The following is an 18,616-nucleotide window of genomic DNA, read 5'->3' as shown; positions in this document are numbered from 1 at the left end:
GCCGATCCTCATTGGCTAGAGCTCTCCAGCGTTTTACTGGCCTTGCCCCCGATGACCTCTACGGCTTCGAGAGTGATGAGGCCGATGTCAGGTACATCTTCCAGACTGGCAACGAACGCGCGCAACGCATCCTCAAAATCGACGATCTCGATCACCACGGCTCGATCACTTTCGAGCACATGGCGGCGGTGGATGTGCGACGACGCCCCAAACCCGATCAGCGCCTCAAGCACCGTGAGACCCGCCATCTTCCGATCGCGCGCCAGCGAGGCGACATATTCGAAAACCTTGCGATCGCCGATATAGGCCGCTTCGTCTGTGTAGATCCGCAGCAATTTTCGAGCGGGTTGTCCCATTACGCTTCTCCTCTCAAAGGGGCAGTATCCTCGCCGTGCGGCGTGCTACCTTCTTGATCTTTTTGGTCCTCGGTACGCCCAAGGATCACTTTCGCGAGCGCCGGCAGCACGAGCAAGGTAAGGATAGTTGCCGCAATCAGGCCGCCGATCACGACCGTCGCAAGCGGCTTCTGGACCTCAGCGCCGGTGCCGTGCGCGAGCGCCATCGGCACGAAGCCGATCGCCGGCACGAAACCCGTCATGATGACCGCCCGCATCTTCTCGGCCATGCCTTCACGAATGGCCTGCGCGATGGGCAGTCCAGCTTCACTCCGGTCCCGGATCGCCGTCATGACGACAAGCCCGTTTAGTACTGCCACGCCGGCGAGGCAGATGAACCCCACCGCCGCCGACACCGAGAAGTTGATGCCGGTGAGGACGAGCGTGAAGACGCCGCCCGCGAGCCCTAGGGGAACCGCCAGGAACACCGCCGCCGCACGGCCGAATCCACCCAGTGCCATGTAAAGCAGCCCGAAGATGACCAGAAAGCACAACGGCACCACGATCGACAGCCGTTTCGATGCCGCGGCAAGGTTCTCGAACTGACCGCCCCATTCGAGGTAATAGCCCGCCGGCAGCTTAACCTGTGCGATCTTCGCCTGCGCTTCCTGAACGAACGAACCGGCATCGCGTCCGCCGAGATTGACCTGGACGACCACGCGACGCTTGCCGTTCTCACGACTGATCTGATTTAGCCCTTCGGTAAGCCGGATCTGCGCGACCTGTGCCAGCGGCACCTGGGCGCGCGGCCTCCCTTCCACCTCCGGGAGCAGCACCGGCATCGAGCGGATGTCGTCGAGATTGGCGCGGGTAGCCTCAGGGACGCGCACGGTGACGTCAAAACGCCGGTCGCCCTCGTACACAAGCCCCGATTCACGCCCGCCGAGCCCTGCCGCAACCGTATCCGCAACGTCGCGGACGGTGAGACCGAGGCGCGCGATCGCGGCGCGGTCGAGTTTCACATCGAGCGCTGGCGCGCCACCGACCTGTTCGGCCTTGACGCTGGCCGCACCGGGTATGGTCTGGAGTACTCGCACCATCTCATTTGCCGTCAGCGCCATCTTGTCGAGATCGTCGCCGTAGAGCTTGATCGCAACATCGCCACGGACACCCGCGATCAGCTCGTTAAATCGTAGCTGGATCGGCTGACTGACCTCGTAAAGATTGCCAAGAAGACCGCCGGTCGCCTTCTCAATCTTGGCGACCACATCGGCCTTGGTTGTACCTTCCGCCCACTGGTCCTTCTCTTTCAAGATAACGAAGCCATCCGAGACGTTCGGCGGCATCGGATCGCTTGCAACTTCCGCAGTGCCCGTCTTCGAGAACATTAAGGCGACTTCCGGAATTTTGATTACCGCCTCCTCGACCTTGCGTTCCATCGCCAGCGACTGATCAAGGCTGACCGAGGGCACTCGTGTCGATGCAAAGGCGAGGTTCTTCTCGTCCAACTGGGGAATGAATTCCGAGCCTAGCAGCCCAAACGCTGGTATGGCCGCCACGAAGAAAGCCAATCCGCCGAGGATGAATGGCCACGGACGCGCAATCGCCTGATCCAGCAACGGCAGATAGCGCTCTTTGGACTTGCGGATCAGCCATACGTCCTTCTCCGCAACCTTGCCGCGGATCAGGATTGCAACCAGCGCTGGCACCAGCGTGATTGCGAGCGCGAACGCGGCCACCAGCGCGAGCATAATCGTTATCGCCATCGGCGAGAACGTTTTGCCCTCGGTGCCCGTAAATGTGAGCAGCGGTGCGAACGCGAGCAGGATGATCGCTTGGCCGAAGACGGTCGGCTTGATCATCTCCTGCGACGCCCGCATCGTCTCCTCCAGTCGTTCGCGGAGCGAGAGCAGTCGGCCTTCATGTTCCTGCCGGTGCGCCAGTCTGGCGAGGCAGTTTTCGATGATGATAACGGCGCCATCAACGATTAGGCCGAAGTCGAGCGCCCCCAGGCTCATTAGATTGCCGGGGACTTTGAACGCGTTCATTCCCATGGCCATCATCAGGAACGAAAACGGGATGACCAGCACCGCGATCACTGCGGCGCGCCAGTTGCCAAGCAGCAGGAACAGCGCCACGGCAACAAGAATCGCGCCTTCGGTCAGATTGCGCTGGACCGTCGCCACCGTCGCGCCAACCAATTCAGCGCGGTTCAACACCACGTTGACCTGGATGCCCGGCGGCAGTGTTTTCGCAACCTGATCGAGCTTGGACGAGGCCTCCGTGGCGACAACCCGGCTGTTCTGGCCGATCAACATCAGCACCGTGCCGATGACCGCTTCCTCGCCGTTCATACTACCCGCACCCGTTCGCAGATCGCCACCAACGCGAACGTTGGCGATCTGGCCGACCGTGATTGGGGTTCCCCCGCGCGTCGCCGCGACAGCATTGCTGATCTCATCGACCGTGCGCACGCGGGAATCGACGCGCACAAGGTACGCTTCGCCACCACGGTTGTAGTAATTGGCGCCCACCGCGAGATTTGCGTTTTCGAGAGCCTCGCCGAGTTCGCTGTACGAGATGCCGAAACTGGCGAGTTTCGTCGGGTCTGGTTCGACCACAAACGTCTTCGCATAGCCACCAATGGAATCGACGCCGGCAACGCCTTTCACCGAGCGAAGCTGCGGGCCGATAATCCAGTCTTGGACAGTTCGCAGATAGCTCGCCTTGGCAACCGCATCCGTTAGTCGTTCGCCTTCGGGCGTCAGATAGCTACCGTCAGGCTGCCACCCTGGTTGGCCTGCGATTTTTTTGGCGCCCTTTCCGTCTGGATTGGCATAGCCCACTGTGTACATGACGATCTCACCGAGACCGGTCGAGACTGGTCCGACCTGCGGCTGTACACCGTCAGGCAAATTTTCGGTTGCCTGTCGCAGGCGCTCCCCAACCTGCTGGCGCGCGAAGTAGAGGTCGGTGCTGTCGGTAAAGATCGCACTGACCTGGCTGAAACCATTGCGCGAGATCGAACGTGTGGTTTCAAGGCCTGGAATGCCGGCTAGGGCGATTTCGACGGGATAGGTGACGAGTTTCTCGATTTCGACTGGCGACAAACGCGGGTCGATCGTGTTGATCTGAACCTGATTAGTGGTGATATCTGGCACTGCGTCGATTGGCAGCTTCGTAAGCTGCCAGAGGCCGAGGCCGCCGATGACCAAGAAAAGGGCGAGTACCGTCCAACGCATGCGGACGGAGAGCGCCATGAGATTTGCGATCATGGTCTATTCTTCCTCGCCCGCGCCCTTGCCGAGTTCGGCCTTGAGCAGAAATGCGTTTTTGGTTGCGACTTGGCTGCCTGCCGCGAGACCCTTCAGGATCTCGACCCTCCCGTTGCTGCGTTGTCCGATCGTGATGCTCTGAGCCTTGAAGCCCTGCGCGGTCCGCACGAACACGATGTCACGCCCTTCGAGTGTCTGCACCGCGTCCTCAGGCACCACGATCGCATTGCTGGTCGTGCCACCCCCGCTCGGTAGGAGCCGCACCCGCACTGCGAGTCCCGGCTGAAGGCTACCCGAAACGTCGAGGACCGCTGTCGCCGAACGCGTATCGTTGGCGAGCCCGGGTGTGACGGCGCGCACGCGCCCCTCCACCGTCCGCCCGTCGGGCAGCTCGATGATTGCCCGATCGCCGGGAGCTAGCCGCTGTGCGTCAGTCGGGCCGACCGCCGCCTCTATTTGAATCTTTGAGGCATCGGCGACGCGCATCAGCTCGGTCTCGGGCTGGACGAACGCGCCCAGACTGACATTCTCCGAAGTGACGCGACCCGAAATCGGGCTCGACACTGCCACGCCGCGGCCATCCGATGTCACGCGCGCGGCGCCTGCCGCCACGCTGGCGCGGCGCGCTTCGGCCGCGGCAGACGCGGCTTCCGCCTCCGCCTGTTCCAGCTCGACCCGCGCCGAAACCTTTTGGCGGAACAGATATTGCTCGCGGGCGAGCGCCTTTTGCGCCAGCGTCGACTTGGCCGCCGCAGCGGTGCGATCGGCGGCAAATTGCGCCGCGTCCCGGCTTTCGACTATCGCCAGCGTCTCACCGGCGCGCACTGGATCTCCAAGCCGCTTCATTAGCCGCGTGACTGCGCCGGCTGCGCGGGCGGTCACGATCGCTTCGCCTTGTGGCGATGCGCTCACCGTCGCCTGCGCGACGATTTCTGCGCCTAGCCCGCCGGGATTGATCGTCTCGGTGGAAATGCCGGCCTGCTGGATGGCCTGCGCGGTCATCGTCACCGTGTCGGGCGTCTTTTCCTCTTCTGCAGGGGCCGCGGCGTTGCCGCTTGCCGCTTCGGTCGCGGCAGGTTCGCTCGCGGTCCAGCGGGCGATCCCGAAGCCGCCAAGTGCGGCGACGATCGCGACAGCTGCCGCACCGCCAAGAAGGCGCTTATCGTTCATCATCGATCATCTCCGGAAATCATGGGGGCCGGCGTCGTGAGCCGGTCGAGCCGGGCCTGTGCGTCGTGATAGGCGGCGAGCGCATCGACGTAGGTCTGGCGCGTCTGTGACAGCGTGCGCTCGGCATCGAGGAGAGCGATCTGGTCGAACTTGCCCTGCGTCCAACCGATCCGCGCTATGCGGGCAGCCTCCTGTGCCGCCGCCAGTCCGGGTCCGCCGGCCGCTCGCGCGGTCGCAGCGGCGTTCGCCACTTCGGTTTGTGCGCTGGCGATCTGTTGCCGGGTATCGATCACGGCCAGGTTGCGCAGCGCGATCGCCTGCGTCTGTTCAGAGCGTGACTGCGCTACGAACGCGCTGCCGTTGTTAAAGAACGGGATCGGGATCGAAATGCCGACGACCGCGGCGGTGTCGTTGGTCGCCGCCAGTCGCCGTGCGGAGGCGCTTACCGTTAGGTCAGGAACCCGCAACGACCGGGCCACGCGAACCTGCGCATCCGCGGTGCGAACGTCCGCTTCCGCAGCAACCAAGGCGAGTGTCCCATCAACATCGACGGGCCGGGGCGGTCCGTAGCCATCGATCCGCTCGAACCATGCGCGATCGAGCGGCCCGGTCACTGGCGCCCCAAGTAGCGTCTCAAGGTTCGCGCGCGCCGCCTGTGCCTGCCGGGCCGCGCTATCGGCCGCGACCTGCGCATTGATGCGCAGCACATCGGCGCGCTGTTGCTCGATCGGACTGACATCGCCGGCTTTGACGCGCTCACTTGAGACCCGAAACGCATTGTTGGCGATCCCGGCCTGCTCGCTCAGCACCTCGGCACGGCGCTCGGCGGCTGCGGCTTCGATGTAGAGCTGCGTAATCCGCAAGCGGAGATCCGCTCGCGCAATTTCCGACTGGACCTGCGCCCGAGTGAGGCGGGCGGTCGCCAGCGCGACACGCGCCGGCCGCTTGCCGCCCAACTCCAGCGGCAGCGCTACGCCAACCGTCGTCTCGGAGCTTCGCAAACCCTTGTAGACACCGGTCCCCGCAAGATTCTCAACCTGCGCCTGCACTTCGGGGTTGGGGCGCAAGCCTGCAACACGCCGCGCCGCGGTCGCGGCATCGACGCCGGCCGTGGCCGCCGCGACCGACGGAAGTTGAGCCGATCCGCCCCCCCCTGAGGCCGCGCCGTTGTCTAGGACGGCCGATGGGATGGATGGCATGCCGCCCGCCGCGAGAGCGTTCTCGAGCGAGAACGCATCGGTCGATTGTGACGAAGTGGTCGCCGCCGGAATGCCGGGTGGCGTTGTTGTTTGCGCCCCGGCCGCACTGGCAATGGACGCCGCGACCATGACGGCCGCGATTGTACGATACATGGATGATAACTCCTGACGAACCGGATTCGCCCCGCGCGGCAATGCCCAGCGAGGTCAGCGGATTGTCAGGCTTGGGGAGGCCTCAGCGCCGGATCGGCGGTAGATAGCGGCCGCATGGAATGACTCGCGAAGATGGGGGCGAGCCGAAGATCGTGCGTCAGTGCTGTGTTGATAGCCTTGACCGGCGCTGCGACGTGATCGCCATGGCAACCACCGTGATGATGAGGATAGCCCTTATCGCTATCAGAGGGCACTTGGTCGGCGTCGCCAGGCACGTGGCCTAACGCAACTTCGTCCACGCGCGCCTCATGGGATGAAGCGCTAACATCCGGTCGCTCCAGCACATGTGCAGTCGCCGTCGTTCCCAAGGAGAGGGCGATCGTCAAATACGCAAGGATGTTCAGCAGGCGTCGCACAGATCACGCCCTAACAGGAACGCAGGTAACGGGCTAGTCCCGCTCGTCGCATGAAGAAATAAAGCCGTCATCGGAGAGTCTGCAATAAAACAGGACGCGCGTCGTGCCATGCCGAGATCGCCTCGGCCAGCGCCCACTCCCCGGGCGCAGCGAGATGATCGCGATGACACCGCAAACGATATCGGCTCAGTTTACCGGCGTCGCCGTGACTGCGGGCGGACATCTATGCTCCTTTTGGCAACTACAAGCTCGTGGAGGCCAACGTCTGTTGTGCCTCGACTAGACTTGCCGGTTTTTTCGGGCGTAGCTCTGCACGGGCCTGATTGATGATCTGCAGGCCGCCCCAGATGCCCAAGGCCGCCATGATCAAGGCGACAGCGAGATCGGGCCAGGCGGTGCCCGTGCCGACGACACCGGCGGCAGCCAGAAGGACCGCAAGATTGCCGATTGCGTCGTTGCGCGAGCATATCCAGACCGAGCGCATGTTGGCGTCGCCACTGCGGTAGCGATAGAGCATGAGGGCAACGCTGCCGTTCGCGACCAGCGCGATCACCCCGACGATTCCCATCGTCTCGGCGTGCGGCACCCCGCGGCCCAGCGCCGCAAGCACCGTCGTGACGAGGACATAAAGGCCGAAGGCGAGGATCGTGCCGCCCTTGAGCAGCGCGGCACGGGACCGCCAGCCCAGCGCCATGCCGGCGACCCCGAGACTGATCGCGTAATTGGCGGAATCGCCCAGGAAATCGAGTGCGTCCGCCTGCAGCGATCGCGATCCCGAAGCGATACCCGCGACGATCTCGCCCAGAAACATCGCCAGATTAATCGCGAGCGCCATCCAGAGCATGCGGCGCCAGCGCGGATCCGGCGTCGGCGGTGCGTCGGACTGGCAGTTGTTACAGACCATCATCATCTACTCGAACAAGCATCATGGAATCTCTATGCACCCTCTAGCAACTAGAGGGTCAAGGCAAATCGTCGTCGGTGTCGCAGGCTGCATCAGCCGACCGCCACAGCGGCACGGCGCCGGTTGAGGAGGAAGCCACCAAGCACCGCGATGAGCATCAGGAGCTGCGCGCCCATCGACTGCAAGGTCGGGAAGATTCCGAGCATGGAGACGCGGATGCCGCCGCCAAGCGGCGCGATATCGATGATGCCGGCCTCCTGTAGCGCCGACACGCCCTTACCGGCGAGGACGATGGTAAGGATCGCCATCAGCCAGGCGCTGTAGGCGAAAAATTTCGCGATCGGCAGGTCGCGACTGTAGCGCAGCACGGCCCAGGCGATAAGTCCGAGCAGCAGCACGGCCAAGCCCGCGCCAGCCAGCATCGCGCCGCCATTGCCCTGGGTCCAGAGCGCTGCGTAGAAGAGGATCGTCTCGAAGACCTCGCGATACACGACGATGAAGGACAGGCCGAACAGGAACCAGGCCGACTGCCGCGACAGTGCGCGCGACATCTTCTCCCTGATGTAGCGTTGCCATTGGTCCGCCTGCGCCTTGCCGTGCATCCAGATTCCCACGGAGAGTAGGACGACGGCTGCGAACAGCGATCCGAACCCTTCGGTAAGCTCCCGGCTCGCGCCGCTGATCCCGATCGCATAGGTCGCGATTCCCCAGGTCAAGGCTCCGGCCGCCAGCGCCCCGATCCATCCGCCATGGACGTAGCGCAGCACCTCGGGCCGCTCGGCCTTGCGCAGGAAGGCGATCATCGCGACGACGATCAGCAGGGCTTCGAGTCCCTCGCGCAGCAGGATGGTGAAGGCGCCCAGGAAGGTCGATGCAGTGCTCGCCGCGTCCGGGGACAAGGCCGCCTCGGCGTCGTCGAACAGACCGTCGAGCACCTGGATTCGCGTGGCGATCTCGTCGGCGGGGCGACCTTGCTGGAGCGATGCCCGGAACTCGCCCATGGCGCTTTCAATGTGCCCCATGAGCGTAGCATCGCGCGCGGTCAGCATCGGTTCGAGGGGCTCGAAGCCATCGAGATAGGCCGAAAGCGCAAGTTCCTGGGCGGCGTGACGGTCGCCACCGCGATAGGCGGCAAGGCTCTGCGCCAGTTTATCGCGCGCAATGGCCAACGAGCCGGGCGCTTGCTGGATCACCACGTCCGGGTGGCGGCGTAGATAGGCGATCACCGCGTCGGCCTTGGTAGTCCCGATCGACTTTGCCAGCACCTCGGGCGTCAGCCCCGCGAGTGTCGTCAGGTCGGGGATCATCTGCCGCAGGCCGGGATCGGATTTCCACAGCCGCTCGCCTTCGTGCGCGAGAGCGTCCGGAAAAGCAAAGCGACCGGCATAGAAGGCCAGCGCCCAGCGATCGTCGCTCGGTAAGGTCGCAAAGCTTTGCATCGCGGTGCCATCGATGCCCTGATCGATGACTTGATAGAGCGCGAAGGGGCTGCGCTGCCGCGCGCGCACGATCTCGCTAAAGGCGATCGGCGGCGTCGTCAGCTTTGCAGCGTCGGGGCCATGTCCATTCCCGGTCATGCCGTGGCAGCTCGCGCAGTTCTGCGCGAACAACGAGGCGCCGCGAGCGAGGTCAGGCGCCTTGCTCGGCGCGAGAGGCACCGGATAGGCCTTGAGCAAATCGGCGGCGAGGCCATGGGCGATGCGTGCGACCTCCTTGGGTTCGCCCTTGGCGGCAATCACACCCCGGAGCTGGGTTGCTCCCGTAATCAGCTGTCCGCGCGCCGGCGTGGGTGGCAGGGCCATAAGGCGGTCGGATACCGAAGCCGCGAATTCGGTCATCTCGGCATATTCCGAGGCGCTCTTCACCCGTCCGCCGCTGACGGCACCGCCATAGTCGACCGCCATATAGTCGAGCAGCCGCCAAGCCGTCTGCACGTCAGCAGTTTCGGCGTGGGCGATGGTGCTGACACCAACCAGACAGAGAAATACTGCCAGGACGGCCATAGCGCGGCGGATCAACGGCGCCGCGCTATGGCAGGCGGCAGAAATGGTGCTGCGCGATTCGGGATGATCGGGGAGTGACATCCGTATCAAATACACCCTCTAGCAGCTAGAGGGTCAAGCGTTTTGCGACTTAGTTGCAACAATGCCCTGTGCGGTATCGCGTCTCATTCCGGCCCCTCGCTCCGGCGCGATGTTCAGATCGTTCGGATCGGAAAGTGCAACTCGCAAATCGCGATCTCGACCGGGAGGTTTCGTCATCCTATATCCGCTCTATAGTAACTAGAGGGTTGTGTGATGCAGATCGGGGAATTGGGGCGGGCGACGGCCACGAAGGTTGAAACGATCCGCTATTATGAACAAACTGGCCTGCTGCCCCCGCCGGCGCGAACAAAAGCGAATTATCGCCACTATGGCGAGAACCATCTTGCGCGATTGTCGTTCATTCGCCGCGCGCGCGATCTTGGCTTTCCGATCGAGCGCGTCCGCGCGTTGTTGGACCTTTCGGACGACCGCGGTCGCGATTGCGCCACGATCGACCGGATCGCAACAGAGCATCTGCGTGAGGTTGACCGAAAGATCGACGATCTCAGCGCGTTGCGGCGCGAATTGAGCACGCTCATCGCTTCATGCGAAGGCGGAACCGTAGCCGAATGCCGCATTCTGGAAGCGCTGGCTCCTGTCGTGGGAGACACTCATGCGGACGTTTGATGAGGATCTGCGCCGGCCCCTCCGGCTCATGGCGCATAAAATCAAGCAGAGTGACGTCTAATGCCTACAGCTTTCGCCTATATTGCCGCTGCCTTCGCGGAGATCGCTGGATGCTTCTCCTTCTGGGCATGGTTGCGGCTTGGCAAAACGCCGCTGTGGACGGTGCCGGGCATAGCCGCTCTAGCGCTGTTCGCCTGGCTGCTGACTCTGGTCGATAGCAATGCGGCCGGTCGTGCTTATGCTGCCTATGGCGGGGTTTATATCGCCACATCCTTGTTCTGGCTCTGGGCCTTCGAAGGAATCCGCCCAGATCGCTGGGATGTCATCGGCGCTGCGGTCTGCCTCTTAGGTACCGGCATCATCATGCTGGGGCCGCGCAGCCTTCCAGCCTGAAGCCATCGCTAAATGCGCGTGCCCATGCCGGTGGTGAAGTCGGCATAATGGGCGCGCTGAGCGTGCCGGCGATGATGGGAGACACGGCTTCCGACCCTGCGTGCCGAGGTGCCGGAAAGCGAGGGGAAACAGTTCCTGTCTGGCACCCTGTCGTGCGCAAATTCAGTCCATTCCGACCCCGCTACAAAGCTGGGTGGCTTCTCAATGCGAACCGTCGCGTCGAAAACGCGAACGCCGCAGCCCCGGCCAGCACATCTGCTCCGAGCATAATATCGGACAGCCAAAGGCGGCCGAGGCCGCCCCCAAGTCTGCGATTATCGCGAAGGCAGGACGCGCGCATAACCGCCCTGCGTCACCGCGACATCGCGGACCAGACGAACCGATGTCGAGCACCGCATCGATTGCTCGGCCGGACACCGTGGCCGGCACGATTAGAGTGTCGCCGGTTAGTCTGCCTTTCAGCCTAGCTATCCACCAAATTTATTGGAGACGCCCCCTCACGCCGCCACAACCTTTATCGGTGGCTCCTGGATACCTTTCCTTTTCGCCAATAACCGGAACATTAGCGCCGAGATCGCCGGTAGGACGAGCAACGTCAGCGCCGTCGACGTGATGAGCCCCCCGATCACTACAGTCGCAAGCGGTCGTTGCACCTCCGCTCCGGTTCCGGTGGCAAGCGCCATTGGGATGAAGCCCAGGCTCGCAACGAGCGCGGTCATCAACACAGGCCGTACTCGTTCCATCGCGCCACCAATGATCGCCCCGTCGATCCCCTCGCCATCGTCAAGCCGCTTGCGGATCGCGCTCATCATGACAAGGCCGTTGAGAACCGCCACGCCGGAAAGCGCGATAAACCCGACCGACGCCGTAATGGAGAAAGGTATCCCGCGCAGGGCCAGAGCGAACACACCTCCGGCCAGCGCCATGGGAACGGCCGTAAACACGACCAGCGCCGGCCAAGCGCCGCCCAGTGCCATGTAGAGCAGCGCGAAGATCAGGACGAAGCAAAGCGGCACGACGATCGCCAACCGCTCGGAAGCGGACTGAAGGCTCTCAAACTGGCCGCCCCATTCGGTGAAGGTTCCGGCGGGCAGCTTCACATCGGCGATCTTCGTCTGGGCTTCCGCGACGAATCCGCCAAGATCGCGGCCGCGCACATTGGCCTGGATGACGACCATCCGCTTACCGTTCTCGCGGCTGATCTGGTTGAGCCCCTCGGTGTAAGTGAAGCGCGCCACTTCGCTGAGCGGGATGGAACGCGCGTTCCCGGCACCGTTGGATGGTAGCATGACCGGGATCGATCCCAAGGTGTCGATATCGTCGCGCTGTGCGTCGGGCAGTCGCACCACCACAGCGAAGCGTCGATCGCCTTCGAACAACAAGCCCGCTTCGCGTCCACCCAGGGCGGCCGCGACCGTACTGGCGACCTCCTCGACCGACAGGCCGTAACGGCCCGCCGCCTGGCGGTCGACCTTGATGTCGAAGGTCGGCGCGCCGGATGTCTGCTCCGCCTGCACGTCCGCCGCGCCGGGAATGGTCCGCAGCGCGGTCGCGATTCGGCCTCCCGCCTCGCTCATCGCGTCCAGGTCGTCGCCATAGAGCTTGACCGCCACATCAGAGCGAACGCCCGCGATCAGCTCGTTGAACCGCATCTGGATCGGCTGCTGGATCTCGGTACGGTTGCCGATCAGCGGCTTCATCCGTTCCTCGATCCGCCGAAGGATATCCTCCTTGGATTTGACCTCGGCTGGCCACTCCTTTTCAGGCTTTGGGATGACATAGGTATCGGACGCATTAGGCGGCATCGGATCGGTACCCAGATCGGCATTGCCGTTCTTGGAAAAGACCAATGCCACCTCGGGCAATGTCTTGAGTGCATTTTCGATGTCGAGCTGCATCGCGGTCGACTGGTCGATCGAGGCGGATGGAATACGAAAGTTGGTGACCGTGATGTCCTTCTCGTCGAGCTGCGGCATGAACTCCTGTCCAAGCGTACCGAACAGCAGCACCGCTGCCGCAAACACGCCTGCGCCGCCGAGAATGAACGGCATTGGCCGCGCCACGGCGCGGGTGAGCGCCGGTTGATATTTCTCCTTGAACCAGCGGATCGATCTGACCTCGGTCTCGCTGACCTTGTCGGTCACCAGCAACGCGACCATCGCCGGCACGAACGTGATCGACAGGATGAACGCGCTGGCCAGAGCCAGCATCAGCGTGATCGCCATCGGTGCGAACGTCTTGCCCTCCACGCCCTGGAAGGTGAGCAAAGGTATGAACACGAGGAAGATGATGGCCTGGCCATAGACGGTTGGCCGGACCATCTCCTGCGCGGCGTGAGTGGTTTCGGTGAGGCGTTCGAGTCGGGTTAGGAGTCTTCCTTCCTTGTGCTGCCGCTCGGCGAGGCGCCGGAGCGCGTTTTCGACGATGATGACTGCGCCATCGACAATCAGGCCGAAATCGAGTGCGCCGAGACTCATCAGATTGCCCGAGACACCGAGCTCATTCATGCCCGCCGCAGTCATCAACATGGTGATCGGAATCACCGCCGCCGTGATGAGCGCGGCGCGGATGTTGCCGAGCAGCAGGAACAGCACGACGATGACCAGCAGTGCGCCTTCGACCAGATTCTTCTCGACCGTGGCGATGGTCGCATTGACCAGCTTGGAGCGGTTATAGGCTTGGCTTGCAACAACGTCCGGCGGCAACGTCTTGTTGATTTCGACCAGCTTGTCGGCGACGCGATTGGCAACGATGCGGCTGTTCTCGCCAGTGAGCATCAGGATAGTCGAGATGACTGCTTCTGACCCGCCGACGCTGCCAGATCCGGTCCGCACCGCGCCCCCGATGACGACCTGGCCGACGTCCTTCACGCGCACCGGGACGCCGGCACGCGTGGCGATCACCGCCTCTTCTATGTCGGCGACCGAGCGCAGCCGCGCGTCGGCGCGAACGAGAAAGGATTCGCCGGCACGGCGGACATAGTTGGAGCCCGCCGACAGGTTCGATCGTTCGAGCGCGTCGGCGAGGTCAGTGACCGAGACGCCATAGGATGCAAGCGCGGTCAGATTGGGCTCGACGACATATTGCTTCACATAGCCGCCGTTGGAATCGACACCGGCAACACCCTGCACGGTGCGCATCTGCGGCCTGATGATCCAATCCTGGACCGTTCGCAGATAAGCGGCCTTGGCAACCACCGTGGTCAGTTTCTCGCCTTCGGGCGTCAGATAGGAACCATCGGACTGCCAGCCGGGCTGACCGTCGACCACCTTAACGCCCTTGCCGTCGGGATGGTCGAACGCGACGCTGAACATGAAAATCTCGCCCAGACCCGTCGTGAGCGGCGCGAGTTGGGGTTGAACGCCGGCAGGCAGACTGTCCTTGGCCTGAGCGACCCGTTCGGTAACCTGCTGCCGAGCAAAATAGATGTCGGTGCTGTCCCTGAAGACCGCGGTGACCTGGCTGAACCCGTTACGCGTGAGTGAGCGGGTCGTCTGCAGACCGGGAATACCGGCAAGCGCTGTCTCGACGGGAAAGGTGACCTGCTTCTCCATGTCGACCGGTCCGAGGGTCGGCACGAAGCTGTTGATCTGGACCTGGCGGTTGGTGACGTCCGGGACCGCGTCGATCGGCAGCAGGGTGATCTGCCAGGCACCGAACAGGACGACGAGGAAGGTGATGAACACAACGGCCCATCGCGCTCTGACCGAGAGCCCTAAAATCCGCGCGATCATTCCGCCGACTCCTTGCCAAGCTCGGCCTTGAGCAGGAAGGCATTGGTGGTGGCGATCACCGTGTTTGCAGGGAGGCCCGAGGCAATCTCGACCATGCCGCCGCTGCGCGTTCCAACCCGCACGGTCTGCGCCTTAAACCCCTGGCGGGTTCGCACGAACACCACCGAGCGATCCCCTAGCGTCTGGACCGCATCCTGCGGCACATTCACGCCGGAGGCCGCATCGCCGCCGCTGGCGAAGATACGCGCCTGGACGAGTTGGCCGGGCGCGATCAGGCCGCCGCCTCCGCTTGGCGTCACGACCACCGTCGCTTGCCGCGTCTGCGGATCGACCACGCCGGTCGCCGAGCGGACCTGGCCTTCCACTTTCTGGCCGTTGTTGGTCGTCAGCTCGACCCTGTCACCCGCCTTCACACGCAATGCGTCCGCTGCCGGCATGCTCGCCTCGATCTGAAGGCGGCGCGGATCGGCGACACGGAACAGCTCGGTCTCGGCCTGCACGAAAGCGCCGAGATTGACGGGTGCGGATGTTATACGGCCGGAGATCGAACTGACCACCGCAACCGACCTGCCGTCGCGCGAGACCATTGCCGCGCTGGCGGCAGCGCTGGCTTGCCGGGCTTCGGCCTGAGCGACCGCCAGATTGGCTTCGGCGGTCTCATAGTCTGCCCGGGGCGACACCCCTTGATTGAGCAGTATTCGCTCGCGCGCCAGTTGTCGGCTTGCAAGCGTAACCCTTGCGGCAGCCGTACTGCGATCGGCGGCGATCGCCGACGCATCGCGGCTCTCGACAAGGGCAATCGTTTCGCCGGCGCTGACCGGATCACCGATCCGCTTGAAGATCCGGGTAACGGTGCCCGCTGCCCGGGCAGTGAGCACCGCTTCGGCATCTGGCGTTGCCTCAACGGTGGCACTGGCGAGGATGATGCCGGCGACGCCACCGGCTGCTGCGGGTGCGACTCCGATCCTCGAGGTCTTGATACCGTCCTGGGTGATCACGACGGTGTCGGTTTGAGCAGCATCGGCCGCCGCCTCCGTCTCGGCTGTCGGTGCGGATGGGCCAGTCATTCTGGCGACACCGAAACCGGCAAGGGCGGCGAGGAGGAGACCCATCGCGGCCCCGGCATAAAGCTTATTGCGTTCGGGGTTCATTGGATCTCACCTCCGGAAAGGGTGCGGCCCTGGAGGCGGGCGAGCTGCGCGCGCGCCTCGAAACTGGCCACTTTGGCGTCGAGGACGATCCCGCGTGCCGCGCCAAGGCCTTGGCGGGCGTTCAACAATTCGACGAGCGGGGATTTGCCAGCCTCATAGGCGATGCGAGCGAGACGATAGGTTTCTTCCGCGGTGCGTTGCGATGCCTCCGCTGCGGCAACCCGCGACTGTGCGGCCGCAATCTGCGCCCCGGCCGCGCGGGCTTCGGCAATCGCATCGTTACGCGCCATGGCCAATCTTGCAGCGGCGGCCTGTGCCTCTGCTTCCGAGGCGGCGATATTGCCGCGGTTGCGATCGAAGATGTTCAGCGGGATCGAGACGCCCGCCGTGAGAGCGGTCGCATTCTCATAATCGAGACGCCGCACGCCGACGATTGCCGTCACATCGGGGATTGCCCGCTTCTGTTCGGCGGTCAGGCGGCGCTCGGCAGCCTCCCGCTCTGCCTGCGCGGCAAGAAAGGACGAACTCGTCATCGGATCGACGGGGCCATAAGCCGGTGCCGCGACCGGCACGGTCAGGAGCGATTCCGACAAGCCGGTGAAGGTCTCGTCGACGCCGGCGAGTGCGGAGAGACGGGCATAGGCCGCAATGCGATCCGCTTTCGCCCCCTCAAGATCGGCGCTGACGGCGTTCAGCGCGGCCTCTGCTTGCAGGGCGCGCAGCCGCGCTTCCTTGCCGGCATCGACCAGCACGCGAGCGGCGCGCAGGATATTCTGCGCTTGCTCGACCTCGCCTTCGGCCAGCATTATCCTCTGGTCTGCGACGTCCGCCGCTGCATAAGCGCGTGCAAGATCATAAGCGTAGCGGATCTTCGCATCACGATCGCGGGCGCGGGACGCGGCGACGCCGGCCTTTCCGGCTGCGATCCTCGCCGAACGCTTGCCGCCGATTTCCAGCGGCTGGCTATATTGCAGCGTCGTCTCGGCGCGATCGACCCCGCGATAGGGAGACGATCCCGCGACATTCTCAGTGAGAATGCCGATCGTCGGATTGGGTCGGGCGCGCGCCTGGCGTGCAAGACCTTCGGACCGGCGGACCTCAGCTTCGCTTTCGATGCGCCGAGGCGCCTCGGCGGTCTGGCGTAGCAGTGTAGCGAACGGCGGCGCCACTTGCGCCTGTGCGGGTGCGCACAGCGCAGCGACGCAGGTCGCGACCATCATGCCGGACACCACGCGACGCGACAGCCGGCCTATAAAGGCTCTCATATTCTTATCCCCAAAAAAGGCTGCAATGACGGCACGCGCTAAGCGCGTGAATTCAGCCTCGCGGGGGACGCAGAATTGACGAAGGTGCGATGGACCGCGCCGCCTCGGCGGGTTCGCGCGCCCAGATTGCGGTGACAGGCTTCAACAGCGCAACAACCACAGCCTGCGCAGGCACATCGATTGTCTGGAGCACCGCATGAGCCGCCAGATGCATCAGGTCGGGTGTGTCCGGCTGCTCGGCCGGGGCGTGATCATGATGATCCCGATCGACGCTGATGACATGCTCGGCATCATGGACGTGCGGCATAGCGTCATGCCAGGTGGCAAGCGCCAGCATCCCGAACAGCGCCAGAATCGCCGAGAGCGCAAAAAGGCGCATGCGGGCACAGGCCCGCACCGAAGCGCGCAATCTGACCGACGATGCTGTCATGTCGTTACGGGTATCGCGAACACGGCCGGTCCACAAGCGCGCCGCAAGGCAGGGATCATGACAGTCGAGATGAAAGTCATGGGCGTGGCCAGCGCTGATGGAGATCGTCGATGACGAACGCATGCTCCCGGACCGTGCCGTGATCGCCACGTAGATGGGGATGATCGGGCACGAGATCCGCATGATCATGGTTCACCGTATCGGGATCTGCGCTGGGCCAAAGCCACGATGCGGCCAGGGTTCCGACGGCCGCGATCACCGCCATTGCCGCAAAGGCCGCTGTCTGCCCGATGCTGGCGCCCAACAGACCCACCAGGGGATAGCAGATCAGCCAGGCGCAGTGGCTGAGCGCGAATTGAGCAGCGAACAAGGCCGGACGGTCGTCGGCATTAGCCGACCGTCGAAGCAATCGGCCCGATGGCGTCACGCTCATCGAATAGGCGATCCCGAGTATGAACCAGCCGATCAGGATCATGCGCCAATAACCGGGCGCTGCCCCAAAGCTTGCCGTGAGCACCGCCAGAAGGGCGAGACCGATCGTCATTGCTGCCGCAGCCCCAATCATGATCGTACGATCGGCAACCCGATCGAGGATGCGTGGCAGGGTCAGCGCGGCAAGGATCGAGCCTGCGCCAAAAGCCGCAAGGGTGAAGGCAACATCGCGCTGCGTGAGGCCGAGATTGCCGCGCACGATGACCACCGTGTTGACGATGACCATCGAACTGGCCGCAGCTGAAGCAAGGGTCAGCGCCAGCAACCCCCGCAGGCGCGGCGTCTTCAGATAGATGCGCGTACCCCGCGTGGTCTTGGCGTAGATTCCCCCACTTCTTGGTTCTGATTTCGCCGCACGCGGCAGGACCGTCGTCACGACGAGCAGCGCCGAGCACAGAAACCCGATCGCCGTTCCCGAAAATAGCCAGTGGAAGTTGATGACCGTCAGCAGCCCGGCAGCGAGGATCGGGCTGGTCAGGCTCTCCATGTCATAGGCGAGCCGCGACAATGACAGCGCACGGGTATAGTCGCGCTCGTCGGGTAGAATATCGGGGATGGTTGCCTGGAAGGTCGGCGTGAACGCAGCGGAGGCCGATTGCAGCACGAAGATTAGGACATAGACCTCCCAAACCTGGCTAACGAACGGCAGGCAGACTGCCACAGCCATTCGCACAAGATCCATGCTGACAAGAAAGGCGCGACGCGGCAGACGGTCGGCGAAGGCACCCACGACCGGGGCGACGCCGATATAGGCGACCATCTTGATTGCAAGCGCCGTGCCGAGCACCGCGCCCGCGCTGCCCCCGGCAATGTCATAGGCCAGCAGGCCGAGCGCCACCGTCGCCAGCCCCGTGCCGACGAGCGCGATGACCTGGGCAAGGAACAGGTGACGGTATGTACGGTTCGCTAGGACGGAGAGCACGTTGCGTTGATCCAGTTCGAGTCGGATACATCCCCCATGGGGGATATCAGCAACGCTTGAACTATC

At 63.7% G+C, this 18,616-nt stretch carries 13 protein-coding genes; 2 read left to right on the top strand and 11 right to left on the bottom strand.

The features are described from left to right. Positions 1-8: 8 nt before the first annotated feature. The 6 genes from ACZ1JX_RS20780 to ACZ1JX_RS20755 all read right to left on the bottom strand — a co-directional run bounded on the left by ACZ1JX_RS20780 (position 9) and on the right by ACZ1JX_RS20755 (position 9,455). On the bottom strand, positions 9-356 hold the full coding sequence (locus ACZ1JX_RS20780; RefSeq protein WP_066608884.1) for a DUF190 domain-containing protein: 348 nt from the start codon (positions 354-356) through the stop codon (positions 9-11). Continuing rightward, positions 356-3,610: an efflux RND transporter permease subunit gene (locus ACZ1JX_RS20775; protein WP_066608879.1), complete on the bottom strand. Its 3,255-nt coding sequence runs from the start codon at positions 3,608-3,610 to the stop codon at positions 356-358. The genes ACZ1JX_RS20780 and ACZ1JX_RS20775 overlap by 1 nt, the downstream gene beginning before the upstream one ends. Before the next feature lie 3 nt (positions 3,611-3,613). Beyond that, a complete protein-coding gene (locus ACZ1JX_RS20770) occupies positions 3,614-4,780 on the bottom strand; it encodes an efflux RND transporter periplasmic adaptor subunit (protein WP_066609067.1) in 1,167 nt (388 codons plus the stop codon). Beyond that, on the bottom strand, positions 4,780-6,132 hold the full coding sequence (locus ACZ1JX_RS20765) for a TolC family protein (protein WP_066608876.1): 1,353 nt from the start codon (positions 6,130-6,132) through the stop codon (positions 4,780-4,782). Before ACZ1JX_RS20765 ends, ACZ1JX_RS20770 begins: the two co-directional genes overlap by 1 nt. Positions 6,133-6,789: 657 nt before the next feature. Then, the gene (locus ACZ1JX_RS20760) at positions 6,790-7,455 is read right to left on the bottom strand and encodes a cation efflux transmembrane domain-containing protein (RefSeq protein ID WP_066609066.1); all 666 of its coding nucleotides are present in this window, start codon (positions 7,453-7,455) and stop codon (positions 6,790-6,792) included. 89 nt (positions 7,456-7,544) lie between these two features. Further along, positions 7,545-9,455, bottom strand: a complete 1,911-nt coding sequence (locus ACZ1JX_RS20755) for a cytochrome c/FTR1 family iron permease (RefSeq protein WP_066609065.1) — start codon at positions 9,453-9,455, stop codon at positions 7,545-7,547. Between the two features lie 294 nt (positions 9,456-9,749). Between ACZ1JX_RS20755 and ACZ1JX_RS20750 the strand changes: the two genes are divergently transcribed. Both ACZ1JX_RS20750 and ACZ1JX_RS20745 read left to right on the top strand, forming a co-directional pair. Next, positions 9,750-10,163: a MerR family transcriptional regulator gene (locus tag ACZ1JX_RS20750; protein WP_465126925.1), complete on the top strand. Its 414-nt coding sequence runs from the start codon at positions 9,750-9,752 to the stop codon at positions 10,161-10,163. 60 nt (positions 10,164-10,223) lie between these two features. After that, positions 10,224-10,556 carry a YnfA family protein gene (locus tag ACZ1JX_RS20745; protein ID WP_066608871.1) on the top strand — a complete coding sequence of 111 codons (333 nt, stop codon included), beginning with the start codon at positions 10,224-10,226 and terminating at the stop codon, positions 10,554-10,556. 497 nt (positions 10,557-11,053) lie between these two features. Here ACZ1JX_RS20745 and ACZ1JX_RS20740 read toward each other — a convergent pair whose 3' ends face one another. The 5 genes from ACZ1JX_RS20740 to ACZ1JX_RS20720 all read right to left on the bottom strand — a co-directional run bounded on the left by ACZ1JX_RS20740 (position 11,054) and on the right by ACZ1JX_RS20720 (position 18,550). Continuing rightward, positions 11,054-14,290 carry an efflux RND transporter permease subunit gene (locus ACZ1JX_RS20740; RefSeq protein ID WP_275488663.1) on the bottom strand — a complete coding sequence of 1,079 codons (3,237 nt, stop codon included), beginning with the start codon at positions 14,288-14,290 and terminating at the stop codon, positions 11,054-11,056. Beyond that, positions 14,287-15,441 carry an efflux RND transporter periplasmic adaptor subunit gene (locus ACZ1JX_RS20735; protein WP_088185136.1) on the bottom strand — a complete coding sequence of 385 codons (1,155 nt, stop codon included), beginning with the start codon at positions 15,439-15,441 and terminating at the stop codon, positions 14,287-14,289. The genes ACZ1JX_RS20740 and ACZ1JX_RS20735 overlap by 4 nt, the downstream gene beginning before the upstream one ends. Then, positions 15,438-16,661 (bottom strand): TolC family protein, encoded by a 1,224-nt coding sequence (locus ACZ1JX_RS20730; RefSeq protein ID WP_465126924.1) that lies wholly within the window; start codon positions 16,659-16,661, stop codon positions 15,438-15,440. The genes ACZ1JX_RS20735 and ACZ1JX_RS20730 overlap by 4 nt, the downstream gene beginning before the upstream one ends. A 97-nt stretch (positions 16,662-16,758) precedes the next feature. Continuing rightward, positions 16,759-17,136 carry a hypothetical protein gene (locus ACZ1JX_RS20725; RefSeq protein ID WP_465126923.1) on the bottom strand — a complete coding sequence of 126 codons (378 nt, stop codon included), beginning with the start codon at positions 17,134-17,136 and terminating at the stop codon, positions 16,759-16,761. A 76-nt stretch (positions 17,137-17,212) separates the two neighbouring features. Then, the gene (locus tag ACZ1JX_RS20720) at positions 17,213-18,550 is read right to left on the bottom strand and encodes an MFS transporter (protein ID WP_465126922.1); all 1,338 of its coding nucleotides are present in this window, start codon (positions 18,548-18,550) and stop codon (positions 17,213-17,215) included. Between the last annotated feature and the right edge of the window lie 66 nt (positions 18,551-18,616).

The organism is Novosphingobium sp. BL-A-41-Hi4A-0G, assembly GCF_055521735.1.
Note: the sequence above shows the minus strand (reverse complement) of the source record. Positions and strands in the feature narration are given on the sequence as shown.